Raw genomic sequence first — 11,862 nt, 5'->3', positions numbered from 1 at the left:
CGGTCTGCTCCGCAGACGCGACGCGACGCCGCTACGCGGCGTCAATTCCCACGCTACGCGCGGGAATTAGGGAATCGCTCCGCGATTCCGGGTTTAATCGCTCCGCGATTAAACCCTCCGGAATTCGCTCCGCGAATGTCCGGAAAAGCGGCTGGCTAGGGGGTGGGAGCGGCCTGGAATTCTGGTGCGGGTCGTTTTTGGTTCAGGCTGAAAAGCCGATGTTTGAGACATACTCGTATTGACCCCACTGGGACCCTAGGTCCTGGACGACTTCGTCGACCCATACGTCGTCCAGGGCCTCGTGGTCACCGGCAGCCCAGGCTCCGATAATCCGGTCCCACTTACGGACGTTCAGGTGCCGATATTCCACGGCGCGTTGGAGTGGGCGGGGAACCTGAGACTGACTGAGGGGGTGGAACTCGACGCGTGTGCCGCGCCCGGACCTGTTGAGGCGGGCGAGGAGGTAGCGGGCGACGTTCTGGCGACGTACGGCCTTGTAGGCGGCTTCTACGCGCTCCAGATTGCGACGTGAGGGGGTACGCTTGCCGTCCTTCCACGCCTTGATGGTCCGGTCGGTGACGGTCAGGCCGGCGTCGCGCGCGGCCTGGCGGGCGTGCGTGCTGCGGGTGAGGTAGTTCAGCCGTGCCATGAGGCCGCGACGCTGCTCCACAGGAGTGGTCACGAACCCGGCCAGCTCATCGAGCTGACGGGCAACCAATTCATGCCCCTTGATTCCACGGGCACCGAACTTACCGAAATCAGAATTCCTCTCCGGCATTCCCGTACCCCCTCTACAGATTCAGTGCGGCCTAGTACAACCAGAATACCAGAAGCCAGGGGAAAACAACTCTGAGTAGGTCTCCAATTCACCTTCCATCAAGGTGAATTGGAGTGCCCTGAACGAATGTGCAAAATCGGCCAGAGTTCAGCCGCCGGGCGAGCTGCACACCGGCCGATGGATTCACCTAGCTGCCCTGTCACCTCAGCCACCGTCACCGCGTCCCTCCCATCGACTCGGTCCCGATGCCGGGGCGGAAGAACCGCACCCGCGCGGGCAGGTCGACGGGCAAGGCGCGGTCGTCATCGGTGGGTTGGTGGTAGTGGGCAAGGCCGTACGGCTTCGTTTTCCGGGCGCGGCCCGGTGTGTGATCTTGATGCGGGGAGCGTGCGGTTCAGCTCCTGTGGGGCAGAGCCCAGGCCGGGTGGTGCGCGGGTGGTCCGGGTCAGCGGCGGCCGGTGGCCAGGATGACGAGGAACTGGCCGCCGCCTGCCTCGATGCCGGTGGTCACCGGCAGCTCTGGTACCAGTCGGGAGAATCGGTCGATCAGCCAGTCCGCCGCCTCTTGGGCGTCCTTCCTGGTCGGGCAGCGGCCCACGATCTCGCGGCCTCCTTTGCGCTCCAGTCTGTCGGCAACGGCGATCAGCGGCGCGGGTTCGACCACGTACAGGTTCTCCGGCCAGGCGATGACCACTTTGACCGCGCCCTTGCGGGTGTTGCACCCGCGGTGCGCGAGCCGCTCGGCGACCTTGGCCTTCCGGTCGGCGGTCCGGCTGTCGACGCTGGGGCCCCGTGGGTCGTTCACCGACTCGTCGGGGTCGACCGGTTCGTCACATACCCAGCAGCGCCAGCCGTCGCGCTCTGCCACATCATCGAGAAGGCTCATCCAGGCAAACTAGCCTGCCTGGCCGTCACCCGCGTACCAGGGCCCCGGAACGTCTCGACACCGGGAGGCCGGGGCGAGCACGGTCGGTGTCTCCATCCGCTGCCGGGTCCGAAATCAGGTGGGCGGCCGGTTCGTACCGTGGAAGGATGCCAGCTCAGGACAGGGGTGGTGGGGCGGTATGGGGCTGGACTACAGCTACGAGATCTTCATGCCCCCTCGGAACGTTGTGAGGGCGCTGACCCGGCTGGCCGAGATCGCCCCCCGAGACTGTGACCGGCCGGCGCTTCCGGTGACCCTGCCGGGCGGAGAACAGTTGATCGTGCCGTTCACCTCGAATTTCAAGAGCGAACCGGTCGACTGTTCGGCAGGCGGCTCGCTCGAACTGGACACCTCGATCGCGATTGGTGTCGACGACGCGATGCGCGAGTTCCTCCTCCGCGATCCCGACAGGGTCGACGAGCGGGGACGAGTGCCGGTCGGGTACATCTACCTGACTGTCAGGTTCTCGCCCGTATGGCACCCGAACTTCGCGTCGCTGCAGTTCACTGCGGCGACCTCGGACATGAGCCGGATGTTCGTGGAGTCTGCGAGCGTCAGGAAGGTGTTCACCGATCTCACCGCCACCGCCGGTGGTGTGTGCTGCCTGCTCGATACCGAGACCGACGTCTTCGACATCTGCTGGCTCAACGGCGAGACGGTCAGTGGCGAGACTGTTCCGGGCGTCCGTTTCTCGCGTTTCCATGATCTCGTCGCCGCCTGGCGCGAGCCGGTGGAGTAGAACGGAAGACCCGCCCCGCGGGGGAAGCGTCTGGATTCGGGCGAGCGGTCGGGCGCCTTGCGTGGCGTCCGGGGGCTGGTGGACGAAGCCGTTCCCGGGAAGCGGGGCGCAGCTCGATCGCGGAGGCCGGGACCGGGACCGGTGGACGCCTCGTACGGGTGCATGGCGGGGAGCGGGAGGGTCTGGACCCGTTCTCGTGTGCGTGGTCGCCCCGCGCCGTGCCGGTCGGGTCGGGCGGGATCTTGGTGTCGGCGGTGTCGTCGTATGCCGTGGTGTGTTTGCTGGAGGTCGTGGTTCGTGGTCGGGGGCTCCTCGTCGTGCACGGGTCGGCCGGCATCCATGTCGGCATTCGCGTCATCGGCGTTCCTGTCGGGGCTTCTTGACGTTCTCTCAGATCGCGTGAGGGGAAGTGTGCCGTAGGGCTCACACAACAAACCGGCCGTGTGGTTTCATTTAGGGGTGGCTCGCCCCGCGGAACTTCGCTCGGTGTGGCTCTTCTTCGGCGTGCCATGGCCGGACACAGGACTTCAGGGATTCGCAGGGAGTTATGGACATGTACTCGCCCTCGCTCCAGCGGACGGTCGCCGGGATACCTCTCGGCCTGTTCGACTCCTTACCGAGGAACGACCAGCGGTCGAAGGCCGGGGAGTACGTGGCCGGGCTGCTGGCGGCCCGGGGGCGCAAGACGCTGCGCAACGTGGCCGAGCAGCTGGGCGGGCAGGGGGCGCGCAAGCAGAGCGTCCATCACTTCATCAGTGATTCCTCGTGGGAGTGGGAGCCGGTGCGGCGTGCGCTCGCCCTGCGGGCGGACGAGCTGCTGGGGTCCCGGGCCCTGGTGGTGCGTCCCACCGTGGTGCCCAAGGCGGGCGGGTACTCGGTCGGGGTGGCGGAGTACTTCGTGCCGCAGCTCGGTCGGACCGTCACCGGGCAGCAGTCCTTCGGTGCCTGGCTGGCCGCGCCCGCCGCGGCCGTGCCGGTCAACTGGCAGCTCGTCCTGTCCGCCGACTGGGTCGAGGACCTCTCCCGGCGGCAGCGGGCCCACATCCCGGAGAGCAGCCGGGCGCTGAGTCCGGAGGAGAACGCCGGTGACGTGGCTCTGCGGGCCGCGCGGGCGCTCACCCGGGTCCTTCCGGTGGTGCTCGACGCGCCGGGGCTCGATCCGCTGTCGCTGGGGCGGCGTTTGGGGTCGGCCGGTGTGCCGCTGGTCCAGCGGGTCGAGCGGTGTCTCCGGCTGCGGGTGGACCCGCTGGCGTTGCCGGGTCATGGTGAGCTGCCGCTCACGGCGGGGCGGCTCGTGGGGGCGCTGCGGTGGTTGTGGCGGCCTCGGGCTCCGCTCGCCTGTGGTGCCCGGAGTCTGTCGATGGCGGTGCCGGTCATGCTGCCGGGTGCCGTTGGGGCGGGTGGGAGGCGGCTCTTGGTGGCTCAGTGGCCCGCGTCGGATCTGTCGGCGGCGCGGTTGTGGCTGGCGGACGTCCGGATGCGTCCGGCCGATGTGCTGGGGCTCGCCCGGTTGGTCGAGGTCGTGGACCGCGACGATCGTGTGGTGGCCGCTCAGGTGGGGTTGCGGGACTTCACGGGGCGGTCGTTCCAGGGTTGGCACCGGCACATCACGTTGGCCTCGGTGGCTCATCTCGCCCATGTACGGGCGGCTCTCGGGACGGTGGGGGCGCGCCGGACGGTTCTGGCGCCGCTGCTGCTCGGGGCCGGCTGATCCGTTTTCCCTCGTGTAGGAGAGTGCGTCATGCGATTCAACCTCATCGGGCCGTTCCAGATCGTCGCGTGCGACGGTGCGGTGCTGCCGGTGGGCACTCCGAAGGTCTCCCAGATCCTGGCGGTGCTGCTCACGCATTCCAATGATCTGGTGACGCCGGACACTTTCATCCAGGAGTTGTGGCAGCACAGTCCGCCGCGGTCGGCGCTCAATACGGTGCAGACGTATGTGCATCATGCGCGCAGGCTGCTCATGGATGATGTTCGTCCGGGTACCGAGCATTCGTTGCTGACCACGCGGTTCGGCGGGTACACGATGCACGTCGATGATTCGGCGATCGACATCAAGGTCTTCGAGGGGCTGGTGGTCCGGGGCAAGGGGGAGTTGCGGGCGGGCCGGTACGAGGCGGCGGCCGATGCTCTCGGTGCGGCGCTGGAGTTGTGGCGTGGTCCCGCGTTGTCCAATGTGCCGACGGGTGATGTTCTGGCGGGGCGGATCGTTCATCTGGAGGAGTTACGGATCAGGGCGCTGGAACTGCGGATCGAGGCGATGCGGTTGTTGGGGCGGCTGCGTGAGCTGGTTCCCGAGTTGCGGACGCTGGTTCATGATTATCCGCTCAATGAGTGGTTCCATGGCCAGCTCATCGCCGCGTTGCACCAGGCGGGGCGGCGTGCGGAGGCGTTGGATGCCTATCAGAAGGTGCGGCGCATCCTGCGGGAGGAGTTGGGGCTCGAGCCGTCGCCGGACATCCAGTGGTTGCATGAGCGGGTGCTCAGCCCGGTCCGGGTCTCCGTGGCTCCTGTTGCGCCTGTGGCGCCCGTGGCCTCGCGTGGCGGTGGCGTCGTGGTGCCGTTGTGGGAGTCGGTCGGGTCGGGGTGAGCACCCGGGTGGGGTCAGGGGGCGAGGCCGACGGTCTCGGCTTCCCTTGTCTCGGCGCGCCAGGCGGGCATGTCGTCGTGGAGGAGGGCGGCGCGTTCGGCTGAGATTTCGAGGCGGGGGAGGACGTCGGGCTGGGCGATGGCGGGCAGGATGAGTTGGAAGAGTGAGGTGATCTCGTTGGGGAGGTCGTAGTCGCCGGGGAGGCCTTCGGTGACGACTCGGACGCCGGTCCAGCAGGAGACGAGCATCCGGGCGGTCTGTGGTTCGTCGAGGTCCGGGCGGGTCTCTCCGCGGTCTTTGGCTTCTTTGAGGAATCCGGTGAGGAGTTCGGTCCAGTCGGGCCAGCGGGTGCCGAACTGGCGGCGGGACTGGAGGTCGATGGCCATGCGCAGGGCTGCGCTGAGCATGGGTTCGCGTGGTAGTCGGTAGGCCAGCAGGAGGACGATGTCGATGAGTTCTTGGAGTTTGAGGGTTTGGGGGCGTACGCCGTCGGTGGTCACGGCGGCGGCCAGGACTCCGCGTGCGAGGTCTCCTTTGGAGCGGAAGTGGAAGTAGAGGGCTCCTTTGGTGACGTCGGCCCGTTCCAGGACCTCGGCGATGGTTGTGGACTCGTAGCCGTGTTCGTCGAAGATCTCGGCGGCGGCTTCGAGGATGGCCTTTCGGGTTCGGATCGCTCGCTCCTGCTGCGCCACAGTCACCCCTAGTACTTGTGTTCTTACTATCGAAAAAAGGACCGCTTGCGCGGTATATTATCTCGCGCCGGAACCCGGCACCTCATCTCGGCCTGACCCAGGGGGGGATCATGCCTAAAACTTTGCTATCGGATCGTCAGCGGCACAGCCACGTCGTCCGCCGCATCGCGGGGCCCGTGCAGTGTCTTCCGAAGGAGTTCGTGCATCTGCACAGGACGGAAGCCGTCCTCCTCACGAACTGGTCCATCCTCGGCTCCGGGCGCTACGCGGTGAGCGCGCGCTGGCCCCGGGGCGGGTTCTTCGGCGACTCGGTGCAGTTGCTGCTCGCCCAGACGATCCGGCAGAGCTGCCTGCTCATCGGGCACGCCGAACTCTCGGTTCCGCTGTCCCACCAGACCCTGATGGAGTGGATGGACTTCAGTGTGGCCAGCGATTTTTACGATCCGAAAAATAAACCGGACAACCTGTTCGTTCTCTTGACGTTCAGGCCGAACAACCCCAGGTCCTTACGGGTCGAGCTGTCGATCCTGTCGGAGGGACGGCTGGTCGCGGAGTCGCTCCTCGACTTCAGCTGGATCGCCCCCGGCGCCTACCGCAGACTGCGCGGGACGCACGCCGAGGTCCCGTGGGGAGAGGCCCCCGTGCCCTCCCCCGTCCCCGCGCACACCGTGGGCCGCTCCCACGCCCACGAGGTCCTGCTCGCCCCCGCCCAGGCCCCCGGCCGCTGGGAACTGCGCATGGACGTGTCCAACCCCGCGCTGTACGACCACCGGGTCGACCACGTCCCCGGCCTGGTCCTGATCGAGGCGGCCTACCAGGCCGCCCACGCGGTCACCGGACCCGGGCACGGCCCCGTCCGGGTCATGAGCACCTTCGACTCCTACGTCGAGTTCGACGCGCCCTGCCTGATGGAGGCGGTGGTCCTGCCGCCGAAGGAGGAGGGCACCGCCCGTCTGGAGGTCACCGGCACGCAGAACGGCGAGCGGACCTTCTCCGTCACCATGGACTGCCCGAAATAACCTCCGGCCATGACGCGGGGGCGGTGCCGGCCGGTACGTCACCGGCACCGCCCCCTCGTCCTTCCCCTCGCCTCAGCGGTTGACGTAGCCTCCGTCGACCGGCATCACGGTGCCGGTGACGTACGAGGACCGGTCGCTGAGCAGCCAGGCCGCGGCCTCGGCCACCTCCTGCGGCGCGGCGGTCCGGCCCTGCGGGGTGACCGCATGCACCGCCTCCTCAAGGCCGGGATTGCGCGCGTACCAGTCCGCCGTGATCTCGCTGCGCGTCGAACCGGGCGCGAGCGCGTTCACCCGGACGCCCTGGCGGGCGTACTCGTCGGCGGCGGCGCGGGTGAAGCCCACCACCGCGTGCTTGGACGCCACGTAGGGGGCCGCGGTGGGGATCGCCACCAGGCCGCCCACGCTGCTGTTGTTGACGATGGCGCCGCCGTCGCCGGTCGCGAGCATCGCCCCGATCTCGGCGCGCAGACAGTTCCACAGCCCCCGTACGTTGGTGTCGACGATGGTGTCGTACACCCCGTCCTCCATCTCGTGGAGGGGGGACCGGTCCCCGCCGACGCCCGCGTTGTTGAAGGCGCCGTCGAGCCGGCCGTGACGTTCCGTCGCGTGCGCGACCGCGCGCCGCGCGTCCTCGGCGCGCGTCACGTCGCACACCACCGCGGACGCCTCGAAGCCCTTGCCGGTCAGTTCCGCCACGAGGGCGGTGAGTCTCTCCCCCCGGCGCGCGGCGAGGACCACCGACGCCCCTTCGCGGGCGAAGAGGTACGCCGCCGCCGCGCCGATTCCGCTGCTCGCCCCGGTGACAAGGATGACCTTGTCCTTCAGTAACCCACTCGTATCGCTCATGGCGCCGATGCTGCCACCGGGCACCCGGCGACCGGTCCGCTTCCTGTCAGGTCAAGGGAAGGTATGTCAGGTCATGAACCCGTCAAACGGAAGGAGGGTGTCCGGGCGGGCGGAAAGACGAGGTCCGGTCCGGGGCGCGCCGTCGGGCCCCGGACCGGACCTCCCCTCAGACGCCCGCCGTGACGCGGCCCGGCGCGGGCGGGAAGTGGCCGACCTCGACGAAGAACTCGATGTACCGGGCGAAGAGTTCGGCCGTCAGGGGCGGGCAGTCGACTCCGGTGCCCGCGAGGCACGCGAGGGTCTCGGAGGTGTCGATCGGCGGATAGAAGCCGTCGGTGTCGGAGGTCATCATCTCGAAGGCGTGCAGCAGTGGCCTCAGGGCGTTGTCGCTGCTCGCGCCGACCTTCTCGTTCCAGGTCGGCCAGTCCTGCTCCTCCAGCGCGTACCCGTGCGCCCGCAGGTGCTCCACGCACTCGGTGAGGCTGAGGGAGCTCTGGTTGAACAGGTGGAACGTCCGGCCCGCCGTGTCCCCCTGCCGGGCGAGGGTGGTGATGGCGGCGCTGACGTAGTCGACCGGCAGCAGATGGAACCGGCCGTCCGTGCCGACGGGAACCGACGCGGACTGGAGGATGCCCTTGAGGCTGAGCCAGACGAAGTCACGGGTCTGGCAGGCGCCGTTGCGGGTGTCGCCGGAGATCACGTCCACCCGGTAGACCGAGACGGGCAGGCCCCGGTCGCGGGCGGTGGCGATGAGCTGCTCGGCGACCCACTTGCTCTGGAGGTAGCCGCTGGGCAGGGCCTCGGCGGGGCCGGTCGGGTCGGTCACCCGGAGCGGGACGCCTTCCTCCCGCACCCCGTCGAAGACGCCGACGGTGGAGACGTAGTGGACGGGGGCGGTGCGGTGCCGGGCCGCCAGGCGCAGCACCTCCTCCGTGCCGCGGACGTTGGCGTCGCGCAGTGCCGTGTAGGGGTGCAGCCAGTGGACCCGGGCGCCGTTGTGGTAGACGGCGTCCACCGTCCGTGCCAGGTCGTCGAAGCGTTCCTCGGTCAGGCCGAGCCGTTCCTCGGCCAGGTCGCCCAGGACGAGGGAGAGGCGGTCCTCGTCGACCTCGTCCCACAGCCGGTACCACTCCATGTTGGTCCGCAGCCGCTTCTTCGCCTCCTCCTGGTCGGCGCCGCGGACCAGGCAGTGGATCGTCGCCTTCGTCGTCCGCATCAGGTCGCGCAGCAGGAACGCGCCGAGGAAGCCGGTGGCGCCGGTCAGCAGGACCGCCTCCGGGTCCCGTACCGGGCTGACGGCCTCGGCGGCCGGGCGGATGTCGGCGGCGAGGCTCACTTCCACGGCGAAGTCCACGGCGGGCGGCGCGGCGGCGGTGCCGGTGCCGGTGCCGCCCGCCAGGTGTCCGGTGACGAAGGCGGCGAGGGCGGCCGGGGTGGGGTGGTCGAAGACCAGCGTCGCGGGCAGCTTGGAGCCGGCCAGGGCGCCGAGCCGGTTGCGGAGTTCGACGGAGGTCAGCGAGTCGAAGCCCAGTTTGGTCAGCGGCTGTCCGGCCTGGACGGCGGAGGTGTCGGGGTGGCCGAGGACGGCCGCGGTGAGGGCGAGCACCGCGTCCAGGACGGCCTGTTCGCGGGCGGGCCCTTCGAGTCCGGCGACCAGGTCGGCCAGCGAGCCGGTCGCGGCCGTGCCCTCCCCGGCGGCGGGCGGGCGGGCGGGGAGCGGTGCGAGAGCGGTGAGGACCGCCGGGATGCGGCCGGGCTGTTCGCGCAGGACGGCGATGTCCAGGGGCGTCGCGACGACGGCCGCGATCCCCAGGGCCATCGCCCGGTCGAGCAGCGCGGGCCCCCGGTGCTGGGGCACGGGCCTGAAACCGCTGCGGGCGATGCGTCCGAGGTCGGTCTCGCCGAGGTGGCCGCTCATGCCGCCGGACTGCTCCCACAGGCCCCAGGCGACCGAGGTGGCGGGCAGGCCGTGGGCGCGGCGGTGCTGGGCGAGGGCGTCCAGGAACTGGTTGGCGGCGGCGTAGTTGGACTGGCCGGGGCCGCCGACGACGGCCGCGACGGACGAGAAGAGGACGAAGGCGGTGACCGGGGCGTCCCGGGTGAGGCGGTGCAGGTTCCAGGCGGCGTCGACCTTGGGCCGGAGCACCGCGTGGAGCCGCTCGGGGGTGAGGGTGGTGAGCAGGCCGTCGTCCAGGACGCCCGCCGCGTGCACGACGCCGGTCAGCGGCAGGTCGGCGGGGACCGTGGCGAGGAGCCGGGCGAGGGCGGTGTGGTCGGCCGTGTCGCAGGCGGCGAGCGTGACCCGGGCGCCCAGGGCGGTCAGTTCGGCCGTCAGCTCCTCGGCTCCGGCGGCGGCGGGGCCGCTGCGGCTGGTGAGCAGGAGGTGGCGCACCCCGTGCTCGGTCACCAGGTGGCGGGCGAAGAGGGCGCCGAGGCTGCCGGTGCCGCCGGTGATCAGGACGGTGCCGTCGGGGTTCCAGGCGGGGGCGGTGGCGTGGGTGGGGGCGGTGGCGTGGGCGAGCCGGGGGACGTACGCCTGTCCGGCGCGGACGGCGGCCTGGGGTTCGCCGGAGACGGCGAGGGCCACGACGGGCCCGTCACCGTCACCGGAGGGTGCGCCGGGGTCGGTGTCGACGAGGACGATCCGGCCGGCGTGCTCGGACTGGGCCGAGCGGAGCAGGCCCCAGACGGCGGCGCCCGCCAGGTCGGTGACGTCCTCGTCCTGCCGGGTGGCGACCGCGCCCGAGGTGACCACGGCGAGCCGGGTCCCTTCGAGGCGCTCGTCGGCCAGCCACTCCCCCACCAGGGTGAGGGTCTTCTCCGTGGTGGCGTGGACCGAGCCGGGCAGCGAGCCCGCCGGTTCCGGCCGGGTGCGCAGGACGACCAGGGGAACCGTCCGGCCCGCGGCGACGGCCTCGGCGGCCTCGGCGGGGCTCGTGAAGTCGCCGCCGTCGCCGAGCGTGGCCGGGCGGGTCTCCCCCGCCGCCGCCACGCTCAGCGGTGTCCAGCCCAGGTGGAACAGCGCGTCGTCGTACCGGGCGGCGGCCGTCGCGAACGTGCCGTCGTCGACGGCACGGACCGCCGCCTCGGTGACGAGGGCGACGGGCCGCCCCGCCGGGTCGGCGAGCTCGACGCGCGCGGAGCCGTCACCCCGGGGGGTGATGCGCACCCGGAGCGAGGTGGCGCCGGTCGCGTGGAGCCGTACGCCGCGCCAGTGTCCGGCGAGCGGCGCCCCGTCCCGTACGGCGGGCAGGAGGGGCCGTAGCGCCGCGTCGAGGAGGGTGGGGTGGAGGGTGAAGCCTTCGGTGGCGGTCGCCGGGTCGGGCAGGGCGGCCTCGGCGAGGAGTTCGTCGCCTCGGCGCCAGGCGGCGGTGAGGACCTGGTAGGCGGGCCCGTAGACGAGGCCCTCGGCGGCGAGGGCTGCGTACAGCTCTTCGAGGGCGATCTCCTCGGCGTCGGCGGGCGGCCACTCGGCCGGGGTGGACGCGGGGCCCTCGGCGGTGGTGCTCAGTGTGCCGTGGGCGTGCGCGGTCCATGGTGCGTCGGGGTCGTCGGGGCGGCCGTGCACGGTGACCGGGCGGCGGCCGGTGGTGTCGGCGGCGCCCACGGCGACCTGGAGCTGGTGGCCGCCGCCCTCGGTGAGGACGAAGGGGGCGTCCAGGACGAGTTCGTCGAGGGTGGTCGTCCCCGACTCGTCCCCGGCTCTGACGACGAGTTCCACGAGTGCGGCGGGCGGCAGCACCACGGTGCCGGCGACGGTGTGGTCCGCGAGCCACGGCTGGGTGCGGGGGGAGAAGGTGCTGGTGAACACGGTCCGGTCGGCGCCCGCGAGGGCGACGGCGGCGCCGAGCAGGGGGTGGCCGGTCGCCCGCATACCGAGCCCGGCGGCGTCGGGGGCGGTGGCCGCCGACTCGACCCAGTAGCGCTGGTGCTGGAAGGCGTAGGTGGGCAGCGGGACCTGGCGGGCGCCGGTGCCGGAGAAGAAGCCGTTCCAGTCGACGGGGACGCCGTGCTGGTGGAGACGGCCGAGCGCGGTGACGGCCGTGCGGACCTCGGGGCGGTCGCGGCGGGCGAGGGCTGCGGTGGTGGGGACCAGCTCGGCCGCGAGGGCGGAGAGGGTCGCGTCGGGGCCGAGTTCCAGGGTGGCGGTGACGCCCTGGGCCACCATCGACTCCACCGCGTCGGCGAAGCGGACGGTGCCACGGACCTGACCGGCCCAGTAGTCGGCCGTCCGCAGATCGGTGCCGGTGGCGACCTTGCCCGTGACCGTCGA

The 11,862-nt window shown here is 70.8% G+C and carries 9 protein-coding genes; 4 read left to right on the top strand and 5 right to left on the bottom strand.

The annotated features are described in order from the left end of the window. Positions 1 to 202: 202 nt before the first annotated feature. Both ACFXGN_RS32510 and ACFXGN_RS32505 read right to left on the bottom strand, forming a co-directional pair. Positions 203 to 778, bottom strand: coding sequence for a transcriptional regulator (locus tag ACFXGN_RS32510; RefSeq protein WP_384865995.1), 576 nt, complete (start codon positions 776 to 778; stop codon positions 203 to 205). A gap of 445 nt (positions 779 to 1,223) precedes the next feature. After that, positions 1,224 to 1,664: a hypothetical protein gene (locus ACFXGN_RS32505; RefSeq protein WP_384865993.1), complete on the bottom strand. Its 441-nt coding sequence runs from the start codon at positions 1,662 to 1,664 to the stop codon at positions 1,224 to 1,226. Between the two features lie 178 nt (positions 1,665 to 1,842). Between ACFXGN_RS32505 and ACFXGN_RS32500 the strand changes: the two genes are divergently transcribed. The 3 genes from ACFXGN_RS32500 (at position 1,843) to ACFXGN_RS32490 (ending at position 5,032) form a co-directional block, all read left to right on the top strand. Next, positions 1,843 to 2,442: a hypothetical protein gene (locus ACFXGN_RS32500; RefSeq protein ID WP_384865991.1), complete on the top strand. Its 600-nt coding sequence runs from the start codon at positions 1,843 to 1,845 to the stop codon at positions 2,440 to 2,442. 553 nt (positions 2,443 to 2,995) lie between these two features. Further along, complete coding sequence (locus ACFXGN_RS32495) at positions 2,996 to 4,153, top strand: IS701 family transposase (protein ID WP_384865989.1); 1,158 nt, start codon at positions 2,996 to 2,998, stop codon at positions 4,151 to 4,153. A gap of 30 nt (positions 4,154 to 4,183) precedes the next feature. Beyond that, entirely contained in the window at positions 4,184 to 5,032 is an 849-nt protein-coding gene (locus ACFXGN_RS32490; protein ID WP_384865988.1) for a BTAD domain-containing putative transcriptional regulator, read from the top strand. A gap of 14 nt (positions 5,033 to 5,046) precedes the next feature. Here ACFXGN_RS32490 and ACFXGN_RS32485 read toward each other — a convergent pair whose 3' ends face one another. Then, positions 5,047 to 5,724 (bottom strand): ScbR family autoregulator-binding transcription factor, encoded by a 678-nt coding sequence (locus ACFXGN_RS32485; RefSeq protein ID WP_384865986.1) that lies wholly within the window; start codon positions 5,722 to 5,724, stop codon positions 5,047 to 5,049. Between the two features lie 200 nt (positions 5,725 to 5,924). On the opposite strand from ACFXGN_RS32485, the gene ACFXGN_RS32480 reads away from it, so the two are divergent. Further along, a complete protein-coding gene (locus ACFXGN_RS32480; protein WP_384865984.1) occupies positions 5,925 to 6,743 on the top strand; it encodes a ScbA/BarX family gamma-butyrolactone biosynthesis protein in 819 nt (272 codons plus the stop codon). A 72-nt stretch (positions 6,744 to 6,815) separates the two neighbouring features. Here ACFXGN_RS32480 and ACFXGN_RS32475 read toward each other — a convergent pair whose 3' ends face one another. Beyond that, a complete protein-coding gene (locus ACFXGN_RS32475; RefSeq protein ID WP_384865982.1) occupies positions 6,816 to 7,589 on the bottom strand; it encodes an SDR family NAD(P)-dependent oxidoreductase in 774 nt (257 codons plus the stop codon). 166 nt (positions 7,590 to 7,755) lie between these two features. Continuing rightward, the coding region (locus ACFXGN_RS32470) for a thioester reductase domain-containing protein (protein ID WP_384865980.1) at positions 7,756 to 11,862 on the bottom strand (4,107 nt) is incomplete at its 5' end.

Origin of the sequence: Streptomyces sp. NPDC059247, from assembly GCF_042754005.1 — a bacterium.
In the GTDB taxonomy this organism is placed as follows: Bacteria; Actinomycetota; Actinomycetes; order Streptomycetales; family Streptomycetaceae; genus Streptomyces.
Note: the sequence above shows the minus strand (reverse complement) of the source record. Positions and strands in the feature narration are given on the sequence as shown.

What these genes read in the sequence shown, in the direction of transcription:
- ACFXGN_RS32510 (WP_384865995.1), bottom strand. Translation starts at nt 778, where the DNA reads ATGCCGGAGAGGAATTCTGATTTCGGTAAGTTCGGTGCCCGTGGAATC.
- ACFXGN_RS32505 (WP_384865993.1), bottom strand. Translation starts at nt 1,664, where the DNA reads ATGAGCCTTCTCGATGATGTGGCAGAGCGCGACGGCTGGCGCTGCTGG.
- ACFXGN_RS32500 (WP_384865991.1), top strand. Translation starts at nt 1,843, where the DNA reads ATGGGGCTGGACTACAGCTACGAGATCTTCATGCCCCCTCGGAACGTT.
- ACFXGN_RS32495 (WP_384865989.1), top strand. Translation starts at nt 2,996, where the DNA reads ATGTACTCGCCCTCGCTCCAGCGGACGGTCGCCGGGATACCTCTCGGC.
- ACFXGN_RS32490 (WP_384865988.1), top strand. Translation starts at nt 4,184, where the DNA reads ATGCGATTCAACCTCATCGGGCCGTTCCAGATCGTCGCGTGCGACGGT.
- ACFXGN_RS32475 (WP_384865982.1), bottom strand. Translation starts at nt 7,589, where the DNA reads ATGAGCGATACGAGTGGGTTACTGAAGGACAAGGTCATCCTTGTCACC.